Raw genomic sequence first — 21,787 nt, forward strand, 5'->3', positions numbered from 1 at the left:
TCGCCGTGATCCGCATCACCTGGTCGTCAAGCAGCCCGCGGCAGTCGCATACCGCTATCCAACTCGGGGCGCCGGGCCAGGACAACCCACCCGTCGACGGAGTGGGTTTACTGTCGTCTGATGGGAGAGGCAGCGGGTAACGAGGCCGCCCGGCGCGCCGAGGAGCTGCTGCGCAGGGGGGAGGAGTTGTCCGCGGGCAAGGCCATCACCGAGGACGACGTGCGGCGAGCCGCCGAGCACGCGCAGCGCTCCCACGAGCGCGACCAGACGGCACACCGGCGCGGTGTGCAGCGTCACTACCAGGCCGGTGTCGCGCACGAGCGCGCCGCCGAAGTCGAAGAGCGCGCGGTCGCCGAGCGGCTCGGCGATGTCGAGGCGCACCGGCGTGCGGCGGAAAAAGAACACGAGGCCGCGCGCCGCAACTTCATCGCGGCGCAGGAAGCCGGCGAGCAGGACGCCGATTAACCCGGCCACCGGGGACCGCGCCGTCCTCCCATAGCACGTTCTGCTACACCCTGTAGTGGATTGTCGCGCGCGGGCTGGGACACTGGTCGTCATGGGAAGCAGTGACCAGGCGACCGCGCACGCCACCGGGGCCCGCCGGGCTACGGCGGCGTCGGAACGGTTGTTCGAGGATGCCTGCGCCGTCATTCCCGGTGGGGTGAACTCGCCGGTCCGCGCGTTCACCGCCGTGGGCGGGACGCCGCCGTTCATCACCGAGGCGCGCGGCTGCCTGCTGACCGACGCCGACGGCAACCGTTACGTGGACCTGGTCTGCTCGTGGGGGCCGATGATCCTGGGACACGCCCACCCGGCCGTCGTCGAGGCCGTGGCCAAGGCGGCCGCGTCGGGCCTGTCGTTCGGGGCGCCCACCCCGGCCGAGAGTGAGCTGGCCGCCGAGATGATCGCGCGGGTGGCACCGGTCGAACGGATCCGGCTGGTCAACTCCGGCACCGAGGCCACCATGAGCGCGGTGCGGTTGGCCCGCGGCTTCACCGGCCGGGCCAAGGTGGTCAAGTTCTCCGGCTGCTACCACGGCCACGTCGACGCGTTGCTGGCCGACGCGGGCTCCGGGGTGGCGACGCTGGGCCTGCCGTCCTCGCCCGGAGTCACCGGTGCGACGGCGGCCGACACGATCGTGTTGCCCTACAACGACATCGACGCCGTGCGGCAGACCTTCGCCCGCTTCGGCGACCAGATCGCGGCGGTGATCACCGAGGCCAGCCCCGGCAACATGGGTGTGGTCCCGCCCGCGCCCGGCTACAACGCGGCGCTGCGCGCGATCACCGCCGAGCACGGCGCGTTGCTGATCGTCGACGAGGTGATGACCGGCTTCCGGGTCAGCCGAAGTGGTTGGTATGGAATCGATCCCGTCGACGCCGACCTGTTCACCTTCGGCAAGGTGATGAGCGGCGGGCTGCCGGCCGCCGCGTTCGGCGGGCGCGCCGAGGTGATGGAGCGCCTCGCCCCGCTGGGCCCGGTCTATCAGGCCGGCACGCTCTCGGGTAACCCGGTGGCGATGGCCGCCGGGCTGGCCACCCTGCGCAACGCCGACGCCGCCGCCTACGCGACGCTGGATGCCAACGCCGACCGCCTGGCCGGGCTGTTCTCCGATGCGCTCACGAATGCTGGTGTGGCACACCAGATTCCGCGTGCCGGCAACATGCTCAGCGTGTTCTTCTCCGAGACGCCGGTGACGGACTTCGCGTCCGCGCGGGCCACCCAGACGTGGCGCTATCCGCCGTTCTTCCACGCGCTGCTCGACGCGGGCGTATACCCGCCGTGCAGCGCCTTCGAGGCCTGGTTCGTCTCGACCGCGCTGGACGACGCCGCGTTCGACCGCATCGCGCACGCCCTGCCCGCCGCGACCAGGGCCGCCGCGCAAGCCGAGGAGGGCAAGTCCTGATGGCCGAGCAGACCCGGGTGCACGTCGTGCGGCACGGTGAGGTGTACAACCCGAGCGGCATCCTCTATGGCCGCCTACCCGGATTCCACCTCTCCGACAACGGCCGCGCGCAGGCGGCCGCGGTGGCCGATGCGCTGGCGCACCGCGACGTCGTCGCGGTGATCGCCTCGCCGCTGCAACGGGCCCAGGAGACCGCCGCGCCCATCGCCGCCAAGCACGGGCTGGCCGTGGACACCGACCCGGATTTGATCGAATCGGCGAACTTCTTCGAAGGCCGCCGCGTCAGCCCCGGCGACGGCGCCTGGCGCGACCCGCGGGTCTGGTGGCAGCTGCGCAACCCGTTCCGCCCGTCCTGGGGTGAGCCGTACGCTGAGATCGCGGCCCGGATGCAGACGGCGGTGGACAAGGCCCGCGCCCGCGGGGCCGGCCACGAGGTGGTGTGCGTCAGCCACCAACTCCCGGTGTGGACGCTGCGGCTGCACGTGACCGGCCAGCGGCTGTGGCACGACCCGCGGCGGCGGCAGTGCGGGCTCGCGTCGGTGACCACCCTGGTCTACGACGGCGACCGGCTGGTCGACCTCGAGTACAGCGAACCGGCGGCGTCTTGATCGCGCGACGTTTCGTGATCGCCGGGGTGTTGCTGACGGGCCTGCTCGGCGGCTGCTCCTCGGGGCACGACGCCGTCGCGCAGGGCGGCACCTTCGAATTCGTCTCGCCCGGCGGCAAGACCGACATCTACTACGACCCGCCGTCGCGCCGCGGGCGCCCCGGACCGCTGTCCGGGCCCGATCTGGCCGATCCCGCGCACACGCTGTCGCTGGACGACCCGATCTTCGCGGGCCGGGTCGTGGTGATCAACATCTGGGGGCAGTGGTGCGGGCCGTGCCGCGCCGAGGTCACCCAGCTGCAGCAGGTGTATGACGCCACCCGCGGCGCCGGGGTGTCTTTTCTCGGCATCGACGTCCGGGACAACAACCGGCAGGCCGCGCTGGACTTCGTCAACGACCGGCAGGTGACGTTCCCGTCCATCTATGACCCGGCGATGCGCACCCTGATCGCGTTCGGCGGCAGATACCCCACCACCGTGATCCCGTCCACTCTGGTGCTGGACCGCCAGCACCGCGTCGCGGCGGTCTTCCTGCGCGAACTGCTGGCGACCGACCTGCGGCCGGTGGTGCAGCGGCTGGCCGGCGAGGATGCGCCCACCCCGGCCAAGGCGGGGCCGGCGCAGCGATGACCGGACTCACCCAGATCGCCGCCGCCGGACCGCTTCTGGTGGCCCTCGGTGTGTGCCTGCTGGCCGGGCTGGTGTCCTTCGCCTCGCCGTGCGTGGTGCCGCTGGTGCCGGGCTATCTGTCCTACCTGGCCGCGGTCGTCGGCGTCGACGAACAGCCGCCCGCAGGAGCCGTCAAAGCGCCGCCGGGCGCCCGCTGGCGGGTCGCGGGGTCCGCGGCGTTGTTCGTCGCCGGGTTCACCACGGTGTTCGTGCTCGGCACCGTCGCCGTCCTCGGCATGACGACCACGCTGATCACCAACCAACTGGTGCTGCAGCGGGCCGGGGGAGTGCTGACCATCGTCATGGGCCTGGTGTTCGTGGGCCTCATCCCGGCCTTGCAACGCCAGGCCCGGTTCAGCCCGCGGCAGCTGACGACGGTTGCCGGCGCGCCGCTGCTGGGCGCGGTGTTCGCGTTGGGCTGGACGCCCTGCCTCGGCCCGACGCTGGCCGGCGTGATCACCGTGGCCTCGGCCACCGACGGCGCCAGCGTGGCGCGCGGAATCGTGTTGGTGATCGCCTACTGCCTGGGGCTGGGCATCCCGTTCGTGCTGCTGGCATTCGGCTCGGCGGGCGCGGTCGGCGGGCTGAGCTGGCTGCGCCGGCACACCCGGGCCATCCAGATCTTGGGCGGTGTCCTGCTGATCGCCGTCGGCGCGCTGCTGGTGACCGGGGTGTGGAACGACTTCGTCTCCTGGCTGCGCGACGCGTTGGTCTCCGACGTCAGGTTGCCGATTTGAGACGCCTCCTGGCCTGGGGCCGCAACACCTGGCGCGCGCTGACCTCGATGGGCACCGCGCTGGTGCTGTTGTTCCTGCTCGCCCTCGGCGCGATCCCGGGGGCACTGCTGCCCCAGCGCAACCTCAACGCCGGCAAGGTCGACGACTACCTCAAGGCGCACCCGGTGATCGGCCCGTGGCTGGATCGGTTGCAGGCCTTCAACGTCTTCTCCAGCTTCTGGTTCACCGCCATCTACGTGCTGCTGTTCGTGTCCTTGGTCGGCTGCCTCACCCCGCGGATGATCGAGCACGTCCGCAGCCTGCGGTCCACCCCGGTGGCCGCCCCGCGCAACCTGTCCCGGCTGCCCAAGTACTCGCACCGGCAGATCCAGGCCGGCGCCGACGAGCTGAACGCCCTGGCCAACACCCTGGCCGGGCGGCTGCGCGGCTGGCGCACCGCCATCCGGCACCGCGAGGCCGGCGACGCGGCCGCCCCGGACGCCGTCTTAGAAACAGTGGAAGTGTCCGCCGAAAGGGGCTACCTGCGCGAGTTCGGCAACATCGTCTTCCACTTCTCGTTGCTGGGGCTGCTGGTCGCGGTGGCCGTCGGCAAGCTGTTCGGCTACGAGGGCAACGTCATCGTCATCGCCGACGGCGGACCCGGCTTCTGCTCGGCCTCGCCGGCCGCGTTCGACTCGTTCCGGGCCGGCAACACCGTCGACGGCACCTCGCTGCACCCGCTGTGCATCCGGGTCGACGACTTCACGGCGCACTACCTGCCCTCGGGGCAGGCCACCTCGTTCGCCGCGCACATCGACTACCAGTCCGGCGACGACCTGAGCACCAACCGCTGGCGCCCTTACCAGCTGGAGGTCAACCACCCGCTGCGGCTCGGCGGCGACCGGGTGTACCTGCAGGGGCACGGCTACGCGCCCACCTTCAGCGTCACCTTCCCGGACGGGCAGATCCGCTCGGCGACCGTGCAGTGGCGGCCTGACAACCCGCAGACCCTGCTCTCGTCGGGCGTGGTGCGCATCGACCCGCCCGCCGGCAGCTATCCCAACGCCGCCGAACGCCGCAACCACGAGATCGCCATCCAGGGTCTGCTGGCGCCGACCGAGCAGCTGGACGGCACGCTGCTGTCGTCGCGCTTCCCGGCCCTGGATGCCCCGGCGGTGGCCGTCGACATCTACCGCGGCGATACCGGGCTGGACACCGGGCGGCCCCAGTCGCTGTTCACCCTGGACCCCCGCCTGATCGAGCAGCACCGGTTGACCAAGGAGAAGCGGGTCAATCTGCGTGCGGGACAGTCGGTCCGGATCGATCACGGGCCGGCGGCGGGCACGGTGATCCGCTTCGACGGGGCGGTGCCGTTCGTCAACCTGCAGGTCTCGCACGACCCGGGCCAGACCTGGGTGCTCGTCTTCGCCATCACGATGATGGCCGGGCTGGTGGTGTCGCTGCTGGTGCGCCGCCGCCGGGTGTGGGTCCGTCTGACGCCCGACGCCGGCGGGTCGCCCGGTACGGTGAACGTCGAACTGGGTGGCCTGGCGCGCACCGACAACTCCGGTTGGGGCGACGAATTCGAGCGACTGTCCGATCGGCTATTCCCCGCAAGCGGGTGGTACCCCCGCACCGGGCCGGAAGCCCCCGACGCCGCAAGCGCCGCGACGCCCACCGCGTCCGGCGACGACGCGACACCCGCAGCGTCCAAAAGGAGTTCTGAGGTGGACGTCAAATGAATACGGTGCACGTCAACATCGAGCTGGCGCGCTACTCCGACTGGGCGTTCACGTCCGCGGTGGTGGCTTTGGTGATCGCCCTGCTGTTGCTGGCCTTCGAGCTGGCCTATGTCGGGGCCCGAGCCGGCGGGCGCCGCGCCGATCAGCGCGCCCGGGTGCTGGCCGGCGCCGTCAGCGCCGACTCCGCCGCCCCCGGGGTGGTCGAAGAGGCGATCCAGCGCCCGATCGACGAGCGCGTCGGTCGGGCCGGGCTGGCCGTGGTGTACCTGGGCATCGGGCTGCTGCTGGCCTGCCTGGTGCTGCGTGGCCTGGCCACCCTGCGGGTGCCGTGGGGCAACATGTACGAGTTCATCAACCTGACCTGCCTGTGCGGGTTGATCGCCGGGGCGGTCGTGCTGCGCCGCCCGCAATACCGCCCGCTGTGGGTCTTCCTGCTGCTGCCGGTGCTGATCCTGCTGACGGTGTCCGGTCGCTGGCTCTACACCAACGCCGCGCCGGTGATGCCCGCGCTGCAGTCCTACTGGCTGCCCATCCACGTGTCGGTGGTCAGCCTGGGGTCGGGGGTGTTTTTGGTGGCCGGCATCGCCAGCATCCTGTTCCTGCTGCGCACGTCGCCGGTGGCGGACCCTGAACGCGGGACGCACAGCGCGCTGAGCCGGCTGGTGCAGCGGTTCCCGGACGCCCAGACGCTGGACCGCATCGCCTATCGGACGACGATTTTCGCTTTTCCGGTGTTCGGCTTCGGCGTCATCTTCGGGGCCATCTGGGCCGAAGAAGCCTGGGGCCGATATTGGGGCTGGGATCCCAAGGAGACGGTGTCCTTCGTCGCCTGGGTCATTTACGCCGCCTACCTGCACGCCAGGTCGACCGCGGGATGGCGGGACAGGAAAGCCGCCTGGATCAATGTGGCGGGGTTCGTGGCCATGGTCTTCAATCTGTTCTTCGTTAACCTGGTCACTGTAGGCCTGCATTCTTATGCGGGTGTCGGGTGACGGTGTACAACCGGCCCGAATAGGAAAAAACGGGAAAAACGCACAACAAGGGGGAGTGCAGTGACCGAGCATCCAACGACGGGCGTGGGGTCGCCCGAACAACCGACCACGCAGCTACCCCCACAGGCACCGTCGACGGCAGGCCAGCAGGAGACCGCCCAACCGCAGGCCGAGTCCGGCGGTGACGCCCCCACCCGCGCCTTCGCCGGATTCCGCACCGAACGCCGCGTCCCCGGCCCCGAACGTCAGCCCGCCGCGCCGCCCACGGCGCCCCGGCCGGGCGGGATGCCGCCCTGGGACTCCACGCCGGTGACCGGCATCCCGCGCGTCGACCCCACGGCGTACGGCGCCTACTACACCGGCCCGGACGCGCCGCCCACCCAGATTCAGGGGGCGCCGCAGCGCCCGGAGCACCTGCCGCACACGCCGTACCCGGAACTGTCCACCGGCATGCTGCTGCGCCCGGTCGCCCCGCCGCCGTCCGACGGGTGGCGGCTGCTGCTGTTCAAGCTGTCCGGCGGGCTGATCAACCTGGGTGAGAGCCCCCGGGCCACCCGGTACAACAACCTGGTCGCGCAGGTGAACCGGCCCCTGCGGGGCTCCTACCGGGTGGCGTTCCTGTCGCTGAAGGGCGGCGTCGGCAAGACCACGATCGCCGCGACGCTGGGCGCCACCTTCGCCTCCATCCGGGGCGACCGGGTGGTGGCGGTGGACGCCAACCCCGACCGCGGGACGCTGAGCCAGAAGATCCCGCTGGAGACGGCCGCGACAGTGCGCCAGCTGCTGCACGACGCCGGAACCATCGAGCGCTACAGCGACGTGCGCCGCTACACCTCCAAGGGGCCGAGCGGCCTGGAGGTGCTGGCGTCCGAGACCGACCCCGCCGTCTCGGAGGCGTTCAGCGCGCAGGACTACGAGCGGATCCTGGACATCCTGGAACGGTTCTACGGCCTGGTGCTGACCGACTGCGGACCCGGGCTGCTGCACTCGGTGATGAGCTCGGTGCTGCAGAAGGCGGACGCGCTCATCGTGGTCAGCTCGGCGTCCATCGACGGCGCCCGCAGCGCCTCGGCGACGCTGGACTGGTTGGACGCCCACGGCCACGAGAACCTGGTCCGCAATTCCATCGCCGTCATCAACGGGGTGAAGCCGCGCCCGGGCAAGGTCGACATGAACAAGGTGATCGACCACTTCTCCCGGCGCTGCCGTGCGGTTCAGCTGGTGCCGTTCGACCCGCACCTCGAAGAGGGGGCCGAGATCGAACTGGACCGGCTCCGGCGCGGGACGCGCGAGGCGCTCACCGAGTTGGCGGCCATCGTCGCCGACGGGTTCCCCGGCGACCAGCACAACCCGGGAGTGCTGGGTTAACCGGGTTCAGCGCGGATTGTCGCCGTGACCCAACCGCCGCAGGAAATCCGGATCGTCGTCGGGCCCGATGACGCGCGTCTTCGGCCGGTGGGCCTGCGATCGCGCCGCACGCCAGCCGACGTAGATCAGCGTCCCCAAAATCACGACGAGCAGCAGGTAGAGCACTCAACACCTCCTTCGGGCGAATATACCCGCGCCGTAGGCTCGGCTTGTGTCACAAGAAGCTAGCGACGACAGCACCGGGACCGCGCCGGACCCCGCCGCGAACGAGGGCGCGGTGCCGCCCGCCGGAAACCGGGTCGCCGGACCCGTGTTGGCGTACATGGCGGCGCGGGTGCTGCTGGCGGCCGCGCTCACCGGCGTCATCTATGGGGTGGCCCGCGTGGCGGGCATCAGCCAGTTCCCGATCGTGGTGGCCGTGCTGTTCGCCCTGATCATCGCGATGCCGTTGGGCATCTGGGTGTTCGCCCCGCTGCGCCGGCGCGCCACCGCCGCGCTCGCGATCGCCGGGGAACGACGCCGCCGCGAGCGCGACCTGCTGCAGGCCCGGCTGCACGGGGACGCCCCGCTCGGGGGCGCCGGCGACGGGGCCGGCGACCAAGAATCAGGGCGCGGCTAGCCGTTCGGCAGCCGCACCACCTGCGCGGCGTAGCTCAGGCCGGCGCCGTAGCCGAGCAGCAGGGCCAGATCGCCGGTCTTGGCCGCCCCGGTGCTCAGCAGTTCGGCCATCGCCAGCGGAATGGACGCCGCCGAGGTGTTTCCGGTGTGCTCGATGTCGTTGGCCACCACCGCATCCGGGCGCAGCTCCAGGCTCTTGGCCAGCACCTCGTTGATCCGGCTGTTGGCCTGATGCGGCAGGAAGACGTCGATCTCGTCGGGCCGCACCCCCGCCGCATCCATGGCCTGGCGACCGACCTTGCCCATCTCGAACGCCGCCCACCGGAACACCGCGCTGCCTTCCAGCCGCAGGTATGGGCGCTCGCCGGTGCGGTTGTCCAGGAAGTCGATCCATTCGATGTCCTGGCGGATGGCGGTGGCCTGCGCACCGTCGCTGCCCCAGATGGTGGGCCCGATGCCCTGGTCGGGCGTCTCGCCCACCACCACTCCGGCCGCGCCGTCGGCGAAGATGAAGCAGTTGCTGCGGTCCGTCATGTCCACCGTCGGGGACAGCTTCTCCGAGCCGAGCACCAGCACCTTGGCGGCCGTCCCGCCGCGCACCATGTCGGCGGCCACCCCGAGCGCGTAGCCGAAGCCCGCGCACCCCGCCGAGACGTCGAACGCGGGCACGCCGCCCGCACCCAGCGCGGTCGCGACCGCCGGCGCGCACGCGGGGGTCTGGGTGAAATGGGTGCTGGTGGCGACGATGACGCAATCGATGTCGGCCGGCTCGAGGGACGCCCTGGCGATGGCCTCCTGTCCGGCGGCGGTCGCCATGGACGTGACGGACTCGTCGCGCCGGGCGAAGCGGCGGGTCTTGATTCCGGTTCGGGTGAAGATCCACTCGTCGGAGGAGTCGATGTTCTCGCACAGCTCGTCGTTGGTGACCACCCGCTCGGGGCGGTATGACCCCACACTGAGCAAGCCGATGTTCGTGGGCCCGCTGGTCGCGGCAATCCTGTTCATTGCGGTCCTCCGCTGTCGCCGAGCAGACGCAAAGGTACCCCAGAAGCGCCGCGCTCGGAGGTCTTTGCGTGCACTGTGGGTCGCCCTTACGTAGTCGTTAGGTAGTCACCGTCAGCGCCGTCGCGACCGCGACCGCCCACACCACCATCGCCAGCCCGGTGTCGCGCAGCACCGGGATCAGCTCGGGGCCGCCCCGGCCCGAGCGCACCGGGGCCGCCGCGCGCAGCGCCAGCGGGGTGGCCACCAATCCGACGGCGCACCACGGTGTCGCCAGCATGAGCACCAGGGTCAACACCCCCGCGGTCCCCAGCAGCGCCTGGTACAGGATCCGGGTGCGCGCATCGCCCAGCCGCACCGCCAAGGTGACCTTGCCCGCGCGGGCATCGGTCGGGATGTCCCGCAGGTTGTTGGCCACCAGCACCGACGAGGACAACGCCCCGACCGACACCGCCAGCACCAGGCCCACCCAGTCCACCCGCAGCGCCTGGGTGAACTGGGTGCCCAGCACGGCGACGAGCCCGAAGAACAGGAACACGGCGACCTCGCCGAGACCGGCGTAGCCGTAGGGTTTCGACCCGCCGGTGTACAACCACGCCCCGGCGATGCAGGCCGCGCCGACCGCGATCAGCCACGGCGCGCTGTATAGCGCGAGCGCGAGCCCGGCCAGCGCGCCGACGGTCAGGCTGGCGACCGCGGCGGACAGCACCGCGCGCGGCGCCGCCAGCCGCGAGCCGACCAGGCGCACCGGGCCGGCCCGGTCGTCGTCGGTGCCGCGGATGCCGTCCGAGTAGTCGTTGGCGTAGTTGACGCCGATGGTCAGCGCGAGCGCGACGGCCAGCGCCAGCAGCGCCTTCCACCACACCGCCGATCCCAGCCATCCCGCCGCCCCGGTGCCCGCGACCACCGGCGCCACCGCGTTGGGCAGCGTCCGCGGCCGCGCGCCCGAAATCCACTGCCCGAAATTGGCCACACGAACATCCTGCCAGGACGTGGGCCCGCGGTCGGCGGGCCGCACCGGCGATCGCCCGAGGCGTCATGCACCACAATGGTCGGATGCTCGGAGTCATCGGTGGCAGCGGCTTCTACACCTTCTTCGGATCCGACGCCCGCGACGTCACCGTCGACACTCCCTACGGTTCGCCGAGCGCGCCGGTCACCGTCGGCGCCGTGGGCGACCACGAGGTGGCCTTCCTGCCCCGCCACGGCGCCAAGCACGAGTTCTCCGCGCACACCGTGCCGTATCGCGCCAACATGTGGGCGCTGCGCAAGCTCGGCGTGCGGCGGGTGCTCGCGCCGTGCGCGGTCGGCAGCCTCAAACCCGAACTCGGCCCCGGCGCCGTCGTGGTGCCCGACCAACTCGTCGACCGCACCCGGGGCCGCGCCGACACCTATTTCGACTCCGGCGGCATCCACGTCGACTTCGCCGACCCGTACTGCCCGGCGCTGCGCGACGCGGTGACCGGCCTGCCCGACGTGCCGCGCGTCATTGATGGCGGCACCATGGTGGTGATCCAGGGTCCGCGCTTTTCCACGCGCGCCGAAAGCCGCTGGTTCGCCTCGGCCGGTTTCTCGCTGGTCAACATGACCGGCTACCCGGAGGCGGTGCTCGCCCGTGAGCTCGAAATGTGCTATGCGGCAATCGCTTTGGTGACCGACCTGGATGCCGGCGTGAGCGCCGGCGAGGGCGTGAAGGCCGTCGACGTGTTCGCCCAGTTCGAGAAGAACGTCGAACTGTTCAAGACGCTGGTGCGCCGGGCCATCGCCCGCATCGCCGCCGACCGCAGCTGCACGCACTGCCTGCCGCACGCCGGCGTCACCCTGCCCATCGAGCTGCCGTGAGGGTGCTGCTGACCGGGGCGGCCGGCTTCATCGGTGCGCGGGTCGACGCCGCCCTGCGGGCGGCGGGACACGATGTCGTCGCCCTGGACGCGTTGCTGCCCGCCGCGCACGGCCCGAATGCGGTGCTGCCGCCCGGATGTCAGCGCGTCGACGTGCGCGACGCCGACGCGCTGGCCCGCCTGCTGGCGGGCGTGGACGTGGTGTGTCATCAGGCGGCGATGGTGGGTGCGGGCGTGGACGCCGCCGACGCCCCCGCCTACGGCGGGCACAACGACCTGGCCACCACGGTGCTGTTGGCGCAGATGTTCGCCGCCGGGGTGCGCCGCCTGGTGCTGGCCTCGTCGATGGTGGTGTACGGGCAGGGCAGCTATGACTGCGAGCGGCACGGGCCCGTGGATCCGCTGCCGCGGCGACGGGCCGACCTGGACGCCGGGGCCTTCGAGCACCGCTGCCCGATCGGCGGCGAGGAACTGCGCTGGCGCCTGGTCGACGAGGATGCCTGCCTGCGGCCGCGCAGCCTGTACGCCGCCAGCAAGACCGCTCAGGAGCATTACGCCCTGGCCTGGGCCGAGGCCACGGGCGGCTCGGTGGTGGCGCTGCGCTACCACAACGTCTACGGCCCCGGCATGCCGCGCGACACCCCCTACTCCGGGGTGGCGGCGATCTTCCGCTCGGCGCTGGAAAAGGGTGATCCGCCAAGGGTTTTCGAGGACGGCGGGCAGATGCGCGACTTCGTCCACGTCGACGACGTGGCCGCCGCCAACGTGGCGGCCACCCAGCCACGCGACGGTTTCACCGCGGTCAATGTGTGCTCGGGACAACCCATTTCGATTCTTCAGGTGGCCGGCGCGCTGTGCGACGCGCGCGGCGGCTCGCTGTCCCCGGTAATCACCGGGCAGTATCGCAGCGGCGACGTGCGCCACATCGTTGCCGACCCGTCCCGGGCCGCCGAGGTGCTGGGTTTCCGCGCGGCCGTCGCGCCGGGGGACGGGCTGCGCGAATTCGCCTTCGCCCCGCTTCGGTGAGCGCTAACCCTGCGGCGGGCGGTAGATCTGCGGCTTCTGCGCGGCGATCTGCCGCGTTCCGGTGTCGTCGCCGCGGAAGATGCGGGGCCCGCCCGCCAGCGGGGGTATCTCGGTGGTCGGCGGTTCGTGGTCCGCGCCGGGTCCGCCGCTGGGGATGCGGGTGGTCGCCGCGGCCGACGGGCCGGCGCCCTGCGCGACGGGGACCCGGGTGGTCGGCGCCGCCGCGTTCGCCGCGGCGGCGCGCCTGCGGGCGGCGCGGCGGGCCAGCCGCCGGCCGCTCAGCTGGCCGGTGACGATGGCCGCCGCCAGGATGCCCAGCGCCAGGCCGCACAGCGTCACGTCGAAGGTGCTGGTGATCTGCTGGGCCAGGTTGTTGCCGTAGACCGGATGCAGCGCAGGCGAATTCGGTGAGTCCGCGAACCGCGGCGCCAGCTCGACGCCCACGATGACGCGGGCGACGCTGAGCGCGGCGACCAGTCCGCACAGCGAGGTGACCATGCGCGCCGACAGGGTGGCCAGCCTGCGGCGCAGCCAGATCGTCAGCACCGCGGTCACCAGATCGAACGCGGCCAGCACGATGCTGTCGTACCGCGAGAACGGGTAGTTCAGGATCACGCCGACGACCAGGTCGGTGATCCGCATCGCCATCGACCCCACGCACCAGATGGCGATGAGCAGCAAGCCATTTCGGGTCGTTTCCCGCCACGCGGATTCCTCCGTCGGCGAGGCGTTGCGGTGCCCGAACAGCGCCCGCGGCACGAACAGCGCCGCCCCGGCCGCCCACGCCAGGTAGCCCTCGAACCCGACTCCGGCGGTCGACGTGTTCTGCGCGATGCCGTGGAACGCGTCGAGGTCACGACCGGCGGGCAGGAACCACACCAGGATCCCGGCGGCCAGCGTCGAGGCGCCGAGCGCGATGGTGGTCAGCCGGCTCGCCCGGGTGCTGCGCAGCAGCCACCTGGAGGCGACTAGGACGGCGACCAGCGCCACCACGCCGTACACCACCGCGGTCACGATCACGGCGATGTTCTGCTTGCCGAATTCCTGCGCGCCCCCGGTGCTTTGCAGCGCGTACCGCACCCGCCAGTACAGGTTGAAACCAAAGCTGAGCACCGCCGCGAGCATGGACAGCGCGCCGATCACCCGCGCCGATTTGTGCCAGCCGGTGGACTCGTCGCCCGCCGGAACCGGTCCGGCGAGCGCGCCCGCCGGCACCGCCTGGGCGCTCAACAGCGCGCCGGCCACCCCGGCCCACGCCCCCGGACCGACGCCGCCCGGCACGTTGACCGTGCCGCCGAAACGGACGGTCTCGTAGGCGTCGAACACCACGAAGCCGAGCACCAGCAGCAGGTAGGGGACGTTGAGCGCCAGGCGAAGCCGGGCGGCCCGCGCCGGGTTGAACCGCGCGCCGGCCGAGCGCCAGGAACCGGCCAGGGCGACGGCGGCGACGGCCAGCACCGTCACCACGATCAACACCGCCGCCCACGTCGCGCTGCTGTCCGGGATGCCCAGGCCGAAGTAAAGGTTCCACGGCAGGAACAGCGCGAGGACCAGCAAAGCCACCGCGGCCAGGTCGCTGGCGACGTGCCGGTAGCGCTTCGGGTCCGCGGTCACCGGCCCGCTGCCGCCTGTGGCGTGTGGGCGGATGATCCGGGTGGCCGGCGCTTGCTGGGCCTGACCGCGGATCGGGCCGGTAGGGGTGTCGTCGCTGCTCTGGCTCACCATGCCCCCAGGGATTCAAGGACCGATATTCGTGGCGCGGTTTCGGGTGTTCGGCCGGGGCTCACCCCGCCGAGCCGAGTGCACTGCTCGCTTGCGAACATATTCTCCGTTCGGATGCCGTGGCAGTGGCTCAGACCGGCTGCCGGGGCGGAGACGATTCCGCGGCGAGGCGTCCTGTCGTTCGAAAAGCTGGTTACGCTGCGCTAGTAGACGAAGCTTGTCGCCTGAATTATCAACGGTATCGCAAGTGTAGTGATGCCGGGACATGCTGGTTGCGGGGTAGCCGGGGTGAAGGAGAAGCGGGATGGACGTCGTTCTGGGGGTCGCGGTCACCGGCCCCGTCGCCCGCTTGGCGCTCGTCGGGCCGGGCGCGCAGGGGGAGGTGATCGATCAATCCGTCGTCGACCTCGCTGACAACCCGATCGGGACGCTGACTGAGACCGTGGTCGGCACGAACCGGCTGCTGGCCGACGAGAACCACCGGCTGATCGGCACCCGGGTGTGCTGGCCGGACAACCCGGCCGCCGACCGGCTGCGGCGGGCGCTGGAGGATTCCGGCGTCCACAACGTGGCGGTGCTCTCGGAGTCGCAGGCGGTGGCCGCCCTGATGCGCGCGGCCGGCCGGCCGGGTGCGGCGCTGGTGATGGACGACGCGACGGCGACGCTGTCGATGGTCGGTTCCGGCGACGGCGACCCGGACGCGCCGCCGACGGTGCTGGCCACCCAGCAGCTGGCCGACGCTCCCGGCGGCGATGCGACGGCCGCCTTCCACACCATGATGGCGAACCTCGGCGGCCACCCGGACGCCCCGCAAGACGTGTACCTGCTCGGCGCCTCGCCGGAGCTGCACCGGGTCGCCGACGAGCTTCGCGACGGCTCGACCATGCGCGTGCAGGTCGCCGAGGACCCCACCTTTGCGCTGGCCCGCGGCGCGGCCATCGCCGCCGCTCCGGCGCTCGCGGCGGGGGCGCTCGCGGCGGGGGACGCGACGGCCCTGGCGCCGGCGGTCGGGCTCACCGGCGACGAGACGGCGATGGCCCCGGCGTTCGGGGATGCCACCGCGATGGCGCCCGCGGCCGGGCCCGTCGGGGACGAGACGGCCGTCGTGCCGGCAGCGGAGTTCGCCGATCCGAACGCCGAAGACCACCAGCTGGCCTATTCGATGGCCGATGACGGCGAGCAGTACCCGGGCGAATTCGACGAGTACGACCCCGAACTCGACGACTACGAGTACGGCGACATCGACGAGGCCGAGGCCAAGCTGTCGCGGCGGTCGTTGGTGATCGGCAACGCCGTCGTGGCGTTCGCGGTCGTCGGGCTGGCCTCCCTGGCCACCGCGATCGCGGTCGCCGTCGAGCCCACCGCCAGCCGCCAGCCGGTGGTGGGGGTCCAGAACGGCACGCCGGGCAAGTTCATGCCGATCCTGCCCAGTCAGCAGCAGGCGCCGCTGCCGCCACCCCCGGCCGATGCGCCCAACGCCGGATTCCAGGGCGGCATCGTCCCGGCCCCGAACAACCCGATTCCGCAACAGGTCGCGCCGCCGTCGGGGGGCGGCGTGCCGGCCGGTCCGGTTCCCGAGGCCCCGGTCAACCCCGGCGTCGTGCCCAATCCCGATCCCGGTTGGGCGCCGCGCCCCAATCCCATTGTGCCGGTTCCCATTCCGATTCCCATCCCGATCCCGGGGTGGGGTCCGAATTACCCGCCCTACAACCCGCCGTACAACCCTCCCTACACGCCGCCGACGACGACCTTCTCGCCTCCGACGACGACTTTTTCGCCGCCGACCACCACATACGAGCCGCCGACGACGACGTATTCGCCTCCGACGACGACCTATTCGCCGCCGACCACGACGCACGAGCCGCCAACGACGACGTATTCGCCTCCGACGACGACGTATTCGCCGCCGAGCACCACGCACGCGCCACCGACGACGACGTATGCCCCGCCGAGCACCAAGGTGACCACCCAGGCGCCGGCCCCGACCCACACCCAGCAGACCGTGCCGCCGACGCATTCGCAGCCGGTGTTCCCGCAGGAGCCGCACCCCCACCGCGGGTTCTGAGCGTGCCCGACGCCGACGGGCTGGTCACGGTGGTGCTGCCCTGTCTCAACGAGGAGGAGTCGCTGCCGGCCGTGCTGGCCTCCCTCCCCACCGGTTACCGCGCGTTGGTGGTCGACAACAACAGCACCGACGACACCGCCGGGGTCGCGAGTCGGCACGGCGCCCACGTCGTCGCCGAACCGCGGGCCGGATACGGCTCGGCCGTGCACGCGGGCGTGCTGGCCGCGACCACCCCGATCGTGGCGGTCATCGACGCCGACGGCTCGATGGACGGCGGCGAGCTGCCCCGGCTGGTCGCCGAGCTGCAGCGCGGCGCCGACCTGGTGACCGGCCGGCGCCGCCCGGTGCCCGGACTGCACTGGCCGTGGGTGGCCCGGGTGGGCACGGTCGTCATGAGCTGGCGACTGCGCACTCGCCACGGCCTGCCCGTGCACGACATCGCGCCGATGCGGGTGGCCCGCCGCGATGCCCTGCTGCAGCTCGGCGTCGCCGACCGGCGATCCGGCTACCCGCTGGAATTGCTGGTGCGCGCGGCGGCCGCCGGTTGGCGCGTCGTCGAACTCGACATCAGCTACGGCCCACGCACGGGCGGCAAGTCGAAGGTCAGCGGTTCGCTGCGGGGCAGCATCACCGCGATCCTCGACTTCTGGAAGGTGATTTCGTGAGCGTCCTGCCGGTGACCCTGCTGGTGGTCGCCAAGGCGCCCGAGCCGGGCCGGGCCAAGACGCGACTTGCGGCGACCGTCGGTGATCGGGTCGCCGCCGAAATCGCCGCCGCCGCGCTGCTGGACACGCTCGACGCCGTGGCCGCCGCGCCGGTGGCGGCCCGGGTGGTGGCGCTGACCGGGGACCTGGCCGGCGCCGCGAACGTCGCCGAGATCCGCCAGCGGCTGGCGTCGTTCACCGTGATCGCGCAGCGCGGCGAGGATTTCGCGGCCCGGCTCGCCAACGCGCACGCCGACGCGGCCGACGGGCTGCCGGTGTTGCAGATCGGGATGGACACCCCCCAGGTGAGCGCCGATCTGCTGGGCGGCTGCGCGCGCCGGCTGCTCGAGGCGCCGGCCGTGCTCGGGCCGGCCCACGACGGCGGCTGGTGGGTGCTGGGGGTGGGGGAGCCGGCGATGGCGCAGTGCCTGCGCACGGTGCCGATGTCGGTGCCCGACACCGCTGAGCTGACCTTGAAGGCGTTGCGCGACAACGGCATCGACGTGGTGACGGTGCAGACGCTGGCCGACGTGGACGTCGTCGACGACGTCGCGGTGGTGCGCGAGGCCTGCGCACCCGGCAGCCGGTTCGCGCGCGTCACCCGCGCGGCCGGCCTCTAGCGGGCTACCAGTGCGTCAGGATGATCGTGTTGAGCGCCAGCGCTCCGATCGCATTGAGCGCCAACCAGATCCGGTGTGATCGCACCGGCAGCAGGGCGGCCGACGCGGGCAGCCAGACGGTGAACGGCAGCCAGATGCGTTCCACCTCGGCCTTGCTGAGCATGCTCAGGTCGGCCAGGACGACGGCGGCCAGCACACCCAGTAGCAGCAGCTGAAAGCCACAGCGGCGGCGGATCGCGGCCCGGTCGAACACCCGGCTGATTCCGGCGACACCGCCCAGCCCGATCGCGCACACCACGCACGCCAGGTTGGCCCAGCTCCAATATTGGAACGGCCGGTCCTTGGCGATGCCCTGCCAATAGCGTTGCTGCACCAGCGTATAGCCGTCGAACCAGAAGAACCCCGCGACGGCGAACGCCACCGCCACCGCGATCGCGGCCAGCGCCGCCGGGCCCAAGGCCCGCAGGACCGCGCGCCAGTGCGCCCAGCGGCCACCCGGCTGGTGGGCCGAGGCCAGCACCGCCAATGCCGGCAGCCCCATCAGCATCAGGCCGTAGTTGCAGAACACGCCCCAGCCCAACAGCAGGCCCGCGCCCGCGGCCGTCAGCGCGGGGTAGCGGATCGGGCGGTGCACCGCCACGGCCAGCAGCGCGATACCCCACGCCGCCACCCCGGCGAAGTATCCGTCGGCGGAGACGGCCACCCAGATGGCCGCCGGCGTCAGGGCGACGAACGGGGCGGCGCGCCGCGCGGTGGGCTCGTCGGCCAGCGCGCGCACGGCGATCACCACCGCGGCCGCCGCGCTCGAGCCGGCCAGCAGGCACAGCAGCCCGGCCCAGGCGCCGCCGTGTAGGCCGAGCCGGTCCAGCCAGACGAACGTCAGCAGCGCGCCGGGCGGATGCCCCGACACGTGGGTGGTCCACGAGTTCGGCTGGTAGTCCACGATCCGGCTGGCGAACGTGCGCAGTGTGGCGGGAATGTCGGTGATGCCCGGCACCTGTGACAGGTATTCGTCCCGGGTGGTCAGTCGCCCGGCGAAGCCGCGCTGCCAGCCGTCGATCATCGCCAACGCGAACGCCCAGCCGCACGCGGTGGCCCAGCTGCCCAATGTCAGCGTCCGCCACGAAAGGCGTTGCGCCACAATGGGTCCCCAGGCCACGACGGCGATCGCGATGGCGATGGCCGGCGCGGTTCCCCAGCCGGCGTGGATCAGCCAGTCGCCGAAGATCGGCGCGGATCCGGCGTGGGTGGCGAACTTCTCGGCGCCGACATCCAGGCGGGGCCGCACCCCGAGGTTCAGCCGCGGCAACACGAACGCCGCCGCCACCAGGACCACCCCGACCGTGACCGCTACCGCTTCGCGCGCTGCCTCCCGTCGAGCGATCCTCACGGACGCACAGCCTATTGATCGCTCGGCGCGGCGAACCGGCGCACCAACGCCGCACGGTCGACCTTGCCGATGCCGCGGCGTGGCAGCGCGGCAACGACGTGCAACTCGCGCGGGGCGGCGGTGGCGTCCAGGGCGCGGGTCACCTGCGCGCGCAGCTCGTCCAGGCCCGGCGCGGCGGATCCGTCTCGCACCACGATCGCGGCGACCACCCGCTGCCCCAGCCGGTCGTCGGCCACGCCGAACACCGCGCAGTCGGTCACGGCCGGATGGGCACACAGTGCCGCCTCGACCGGCTGCGGCAGCACGGTCAGCCCGCCCGTGCTGATCGCGTCGTCTGCGCGGCCCAGCACGGTCAGCACGCCCGCAGCGCTGACGGCGCCGAGGTCATCGGTGCGAAACCAGCCCGGCTCGGCGAACGGATCCGGGTCGACCGGGTTGCGGTAGCCCTTGGCCAGGGTCGCGCCCCCGATGACGATGCGGCCGTCGACCGTGCGCAGCCGCACCCCGTCCAGCGGGACGCCGTCGTACACGCACCCGCCGGCGGTCTCGCTCATCCCGTAGGTGCGGACCACGGTGATGCCCGCCGCGGCCGCGGCGTCGAGGACGGGTCGCGGAGCGGGACCGCCGCCGAGCAGCACCGCGTCCAGCTCGGCGAGCGCGGCCGCGGCCGCCGGATCACCCAGCGCCTTGGCCAGCTGCGCGGCGACCAGCGACGTGTACCGCCGCCGCGAGCCCAATCTCCTTATCGCGCCAGGCAATTCGGTGACGTCGAACCCGGCCGACACATCCATCTCGACCGGTACCGCGCCGGCGAGCGCGCTGCGCACCAAGACCTGCACCCCGGCGATGTGGTGTGGCGGCAGGGCGAGCAGCCAGCTGCCCGGGCCGCCGAGGCGGTCGTGGGTGGCCGCGGCGCTGGCCGTCAGCGCGGCGGCGGTCAGCAAGGCGCCCTTGGGAACTCCGGTGGTACCCGACGTCGCCACGACCACGGCCACGTCGTCGTCGATGGATTCCCCGACGCGCAGGCCCGCCCGCAGCGCGGCCGACTCGCGATCGTCGGCCCCGGGCAGCGCGAGAAGTGCGGGGTCGCGCCCGTCGAGCACCCGTTCCAGGGCGGGCAATAGCGTCGAGGCTGCCGCGCCCGGCGGGACGTGCAGTGCGCGCAGTGCGACTATGCCGGGTCCCCGGCCTCGTCGAACGGCCAGCCCTGGGCCGCCAGCCGGACCCGCACGCGCTCAACGTCATCCGGCGACGGCAGCTCGTCGGTGATCTGGGTGATCAGCACGCCGATGTCGACGTCGTCGAACTCACCGCGCCGAACCAGCTCGCAGGCCACGGCCTTGGCTTCGTCGTTGGACAACCGGCGGGCCAGCAGCGCGAGCACCGGGAAGGTGTCGGTCGCCGGAACGCCTTCGGGGTATCCCGCGCGCAGCCAGGACACGATGGAGTTGAGGAATCCGTTCACGCTGATACAGCTCCCCCCGGTGTCCGGTTCGGTAACTCGGTGGGCATTAACCGATGCTACTTGGGTTTCGCTCCGAGGAACGGATAGCCGGTGTGATGTGCGATGAAGTCACGGGCGATGTAGGCCAGCGCCAGCGCGATCACCGCGATCACCAGCGCGTAGATGGCCCACGCCACCCCCGTCAGCACCGGGTTGCGCTGCGTCGCGCTGCCGTTGCTGGCGCCGTCGACGTCACCGGCTCCGGCGGACTGCAGCCGGATCCCGAGGGCGAACAGCCCCGGCAGGGCGGCGCCCGCCAGCATGGCGAAGACGAGGATCTTCAAGCTGGCTTGGTAGTTGAACCAGTCGCTGATGTGACTCATGAAGCGCTCGCCTTAACCGTAGGGTCGTCGGAGTCGTGCCGGGGAGCGGTGCCGCCGAGCGTGGGTCCGGCGTCCGACGGCGGGTGCTGCTCGTCGGAGTCGAGCCCGCTGGTCAGGTCGCCCCGCCATTCGGCGTTGACGTTGTTGTGGTCGACCTTGACCTTGCGCGACCGGATGTAGATGGTGGCCGAGACGGCGACCAGCAGCGCGAAGCCGATGATCGCGCCGGGGTAGCCGCCGATCAGGTGCACGATCCAGTAGGTCAGGGCGCCGACCAGGCCGGCCAGCGGCAGCGTCACCAGCCAGGCGACGCCCATCCGGGCGGCGACGCCCCACCGGACCTCGCCGCCGGGCTTGCCCAGCCCGCTGCCCAGCACCGAACCGGTGCAGACCTGGGTGGTCGACAGCGCGTAGCCGAAGTGGGCGGAGAGCAAAATCACCGCGGCCGAAGAGGACTCGGCCGCCATGCCCTGCGGCGACTGGATCTCGACCAGGCCCTTGCCCAGGGTGCGGATGATGCGCCAGCCACCGAGGTAGGTGCCGGTCGCCATGGCCACCGCGCAGCTCACGATGACCCACAGCGGCGGCATCGACGCCGTCTTGCTGACCGAGCCGTAGGAGATCAGCGCCAGGAAGATGATGCCCATCGTCTTCTGGGCGTCGTTGGTGCCGTGGGCCAGCGAGACCAGCGACGCCGAGCCGATCTGACCGCGCCGGAAGCCCGCCTCGGTGCGGGCCTGCGGGACGCCCCGGGTGATCCGGTAGACCAGCCAGGTCGCGACCGCGCCGACCACGATGGCCAGGATCGCCGAGACGACGGCTGGGATGATCGCCTTGGAGATCACGCCCTTCCAGATCACGCCGTGCGCACCGACGGCGGCGATGGTGGCGCCGACGATGCCGCCGATCAGGGCATGTGACGAACTCGACGGGATACCGAGGAGCCAGGTCAGCAGGTTCCAGACGACGCCG

Annotated in this window: 23 protein-coding genes; 14 read left to right on the forward strand and 9 right to left on the reverse strand. The window is 71.9% G+C overall.

Translation table 11 applies throughout. The features are described from left to right. The first annotated feature begins 120 nt into the window (after positions 1-120). The 8 genes from A5646_RS19535 (at position 121) to A5646_RS19570 (ending at position 8,000) form a co-directional block, all read left to right on the forward strand. Positions 121-465, forward strand: a complete 345-nt coding sequence (locus A5646_RS19535) for a hypothetical protein (RefSeq protein WP_066871692.1) — start codon at positions 121-123, stop codon at positions 463-465. Positions 466-556: 91 nt separating this feature from the next. Continuing rightward, positions 557-1,906 carry a glutamate-1-semialdehyde 2,1-aminomutase gene (hemL, locus tag A5646_RS19540; protein WP_067023590.1) on the forward strand — a complete coding sequence of 450 codons (1,350 nt, stop codon included), beginning with the start codon at positions 557-559 and terminating at the stop codon, positions 1,904-1,906. Further along, positions 1,906-2,514, forward strand: a complete 609-nt coding sequence (locus A5646_RS19545) for a histidine phosphatase family protein (RefSeq protein WP_067023592.1) — start codon at positions 1,906-1,908, stop codon at positions 2,512-2,514. The genes hemL and A5646_RS19545 overlap by 1 nt, the downstream gene beginning before the upstream one ends. Continuing rightward, entirely contained in the window at positions 2,511-3,143 is a 633-nt protein-coding gene (locus A5646_RS19550; protein WP_067023595.1) for a TlpA disulfide reductase family protein, read from the forward strand. The genes A5646_RS19545 and A5646_RS19550 overlap by 4 nt, the downstream gene beginning before the upstream one ends. Further along, positions 3,140-3,919: a cytochrome c biogenesis CcdA family protein gene (locus tag A5646_RS19555; protein WP_067023599.1), complete on the forward strand. Its 780-nt coding sequence runs from the start codon at positions 3,140-3,142 to the stop codon at positions 3,917-3,919. The genes A5646_RS19550 and A5646_RS19555 overlap by 4 nt, the downstream gene beginning before the upstream one ends. A gap of 47 nt (positions 3,920-3,966) precedes the next feature. Then, positions 3,967-5,640, forward strand: a complete 1,674-nt coding sequence (locus A5646_RS19560; RefSeq protein WP_067023635.1) for a cytochrome c biogenesis protein ResB — start codon at positions 3,967-3,969, stop codon at positions 5,638-5,640. Beyond that, the gene (gene ccsB / locus A5646_RS19565; protein ID WP_066878584.1) at positions 5,637-6,632 is read left to right on the forward strand and encodes a c-type cytochrome biogenesis protein CcsB; all 996 of its coding nucleotides are present in this window, start codon (positions 5,637-5,639) and stop codon (positions 6,630-6,632) included. Before A5646_RS19560 ends, ccsB begins: the two co-directional genes overlap by 4 nt. A gap of 60 nt (positions 6,633-6,692) precedes the next feature. Continuing rightward, a complete protein-coding gene (locus tag A5646_RS19570; RefSeq protein WP_066871709.1) occupies positions 6,693-8,000 on the forward strand; it encodes a MinD/ParA family protein in 1,308 nt (435 codons plus the stop codon). 6 nt (positions 8,001-8,006) lie between these two features. Here the strand turns inward: A5646_RS19570 and A5646_RS29105 are convergent, their stop codons facing one another. Beyond that, a complete protein-coding gene (locus tag A5646_RS29105; protein WP_112709269.1) occupies positions 8,007-8,165 on the reverse strand; it encodes a hypothetical protein in 159 nt (52 codons plus the stop codon). Between the two features lie 46 nt (positions 8,166-8,211). Here A5646_RS29105 and A5646_RS19575 point away from each other — a divergent pair, with 46 nt between their 5' ends. Beyond that, on the forward strand, positions 8,212-8,619 hold the full coding sequence (locus A5646_RS19575) for a DUF4229 domain-containing protein (protein ID WP_067023601.1): 408 nt from the start codon (positions 8,212-8,214) through the stop codon (positions 8,617-8,619). On the opposite strand, the gene A5646_RS19580 is transcribed toward A5646_RS19575, so the two are convergent. Then, positions 8,616-9,623 carry a beta-ketoacyl-ACP synthase III gene (locus tag A5646_RS19580; RefSeq protein ID WP_067023605.1) on the reverse strand — a complete coding sequence of 336 codons (1,008 nt, stop codon included), beginning with the start codon at positions 9,621-9,623 and terminating at the stop codon, positions 8,616-8,618. The two genes, A5646_RS19575 and A5646_RS19580, sit on opposite strands and share 4 nt — an antisense overlap. A gap of 97 nt (positions 9,624-9,720) precedes the next feature. Next, positions 9,721-10,593, reverse strand: coding sequence for a 1,4-dihydroxy-2-naphthoate polyprenyltransferase (locus tag A5646_RS19585; RefSeq protein ID WP_066871724.1), 873 nt, complete (start codon positions 10,591-10,593; stop codon positions 9,721-9,723). Between the two features lie 83 nt (positions 10,594-10,676). Between A5646_RS19585 and A5646_RS19590 the strand changes: the two genes are divergently transcribed. Both A5646_RS19590 and A5646_RS19595 read left to right on the forward strand, forming a co-directional pair. Beyond that, positions 10,677-11,462 carry an S-methyl-5'-thioadenosine phosphorylase gene (locus A5646_RS19590; RefSeq protein ID WP_231998393.1) on the forward strand — a complete coding sequence of 262 codons (786 nt, stop codon included), beginning with the start codon at positions 10,677-10,679 and terminating at the stop codon, positions 11,460-11,462. After that, positions 11,459-12,487, forward strand: coding sequence for an NAD-dependent epimerase/dehydratase family protein (locus A5646_RS19595; protein ID WP_067023612.1), 1,029 nt, complete (start codon positions 11,459-11,461; stop codon positions 12,485-12,487). The genes A5646_RS19590 and A5646_RS19595 overlap by 4 nt, the downstream gene beginning before the upstream one ends. A gap of 3 nt (positions 12,488-12,490) precedes the next feature. On the opposite strand, the gene A5646_RS19600 is transcribed toward A5646_RS19595, so the two are convergent. Further along, on the reverse strand, positions 12,491-14,212 hold the full coding sequence (locus A5646_RS19600; protein WP_067023615.1) for a hypothetical protein: 1,722 nt from the start codon (positions 14,210-14,212) through the stop codon (positions 12,491-12,493). A 301-nt stretch (positions 14,213-14,513) separates the two neighbouring features. On the opposite strand from A5646_RS19600, the gene A5646_RS19605 reads away from it, so the two are divergent. From A5646_RS19605 to A5646_RS19615, 3 genes are read left to right on the forward strand one after another with little or no spacing between them, the layout of a single operon-like run. Beyond that, positions 14,514-16,274 (forward strand): hypothetical protein, encoded by a 1,761-nt coding sequence (locus A5646_RS19605; RefSeq protein ID WP_067023618.1) that lies wholly within the window; start codon positions 14,514-14,516, stop codon positions 16,272-16,274. Positions 16,275-16,276: 2 nt separating this feature from the next. Next, on the forward strand, positions 16,277-16,939 hold the full coding sequence (locus A5646_RS19610) for a glycosyltransferase family 2 protein (protein ID WP_067023621.1): 663 nt from the start codon (positions 16,277-16,279) through the stop codon (positions 16,937-16,939). Next, positions 16,936-17,598, forward strand: a complete 663-nt coding sequence (locus A5646_RS19615; protein WP_067023624.1) for a DUF2064 domain-containing protein — start codon at positions 16,936-16,938, stop codon at positions 17,596-17,598. Before A5646_RS19610 ends, A5646_RS19615 begins: the two co-directional genes overlap by 4 nt. Positions 17,599-17,602: 4 nt before the next feature. On the opposite strand, the gene A5646_RS19620 is transcribed toward A5646_RS19615, so the two are convergent. From A5646_RS19620 to A5646_RS19640, 5 genes are all read right to left on the reverse strand, one after another. Then, entirely contained in the window at positions 17,603-18,988 is a 1,386-nt protein-coding gene (locus A5646_RS19620; RefSeq protein WP_066873307.1) for a hypothetical protein, read from the reverse strand. Positions 18,989-18,999: 11 nt separating this feature from the next. Beyond that, on the reverse strand, positions 19,000-20,091 hold the full coding sequence (gene menE, locus A5646_RS19625; protein WP_067023627.1) for an o-succinylbenzoate--CoA ligase: 1,092 nt from the start codon (positions 20,089-20,091) through the stop codon (positions 19,000-19,002). A gap of 68 nt (positions 20,092-20,159) precedes the next feature. Further along, on the reverse strand, positions 20,160-20,453 hold the full coding sequence (locus A5646_RS19630; RefSeq protein ID WP_067023629.1) for a DUF3349 domain-containing protein: 294 nt from the start codon (positions 20,451-20,453) through the stop codon (positions 20,160-20,162). A gap of 56 nt (positions 20,454-20,509) precedes the next feature. After that, on the reverse strand, positions 20,510-20,815 hold the full coding sequence (locus A5646_RS19635) for a hypothetical protein (RefSeq protein ID WP_066873298.1): 306 nt from the start codon (positions 20,813-20,815) through the stop codon (positions 20,510-20,512). Next, positions 20,812-21,787 (reverse strand): inorganic phosphate transporter (locus tag A5646_RS19640; RefSeq protein ID WP_067023632.1); only part of this gene is annotated, 976 nt, incomplete at its 5' end. The genes A5646_RS19640 and A5646_RS19635, both read right to left, overlap by 4 nt.

The sequence above is a fragment of the Mycobacterium sp. 1245499.0 genome, from assembly GCF_001673615.1.
Classification (GTDB): Bacteria; Actinomycetota; Actinomycetes; order Mycobacteriales; family Mycobacteriaceae; genus Mycobacterium; species Mycobacterium europaeum_A.

Coding starts and splice junctions, on each gene's coding strand:
- A5646_RS19560 (WP_067023635.1), top strand. CDS start 3,967: ATGGGCACCGCGCTGGTGCTGTTGTTCCTGCTCGCCCTCGGCGCGATC.
- A5646_RS19590 (WP_231998393.1), top strand. CDS start 10,677: ATGCTCGGAGTCATCGGTGGCAGCGGCTTCTACACCTTCTTCGGATCC.
- A5646_RS19635 (WP_066873298.1), bottom strand. CDS start 20,815: ATGAGTCACATCAGCGACTGGTTCAACTACCAAGCCAGCTTGAAGATC.
- A5646_RS19555 (WP_067023599.1), top strand. CDS start 3,140: ATGACCGGACTCACCCAGATCGCCGCCGCCGGACCGCTTCTGGTGGCC.
- A5646_RS19605 (WP_067023618.1), top strand. CDS start 14,514: ATGGACGTCGTTCTGGGGGTCGCGGTCACCGGCCCCGTCGCCCGCTTG.
- A5646_RS19580 (WP_067023605.1), bottom strand. CDS start 9,623: ATGAACAGGATTGCCGCGACCAGCGGGCCCACGAACATCGGCTTGCTC.
- A5646_RS19545 (WP_067023592.1), top strand. CDS start 1,906: ATGGCCGAGCAGACCCGGGTGCACGTCGTGCGGCACGGTGAGGTGTAC.
- A5646_RS19535 (WP_066871692.1), top strand. CDS start 121: ATGGGAGAGGCAGCGGGTAACGAGGCCGCCCGGCGCGCCGAGGAGCTG.
- hemL (WP_067023590.1), top strand. CDS start 557: ATGGGAAGCAGTGACCAGGCGACCGCGCACGCCACCGGGGCCCGCCGG.
- A5646_RS19600 (WP_067023615.1), bottom strand. CDS start 14,212: ATGGTGAGCCAGAGCAGCGACGACACCCCTACCGGCCCGATCCGCGGT.
- ccsB (WP_066878584.1), top strand. CDS start 5,637: ATGAATACGGTGCACGTCAACATCGAGCTGGCGCGCTACTCCGACTGG.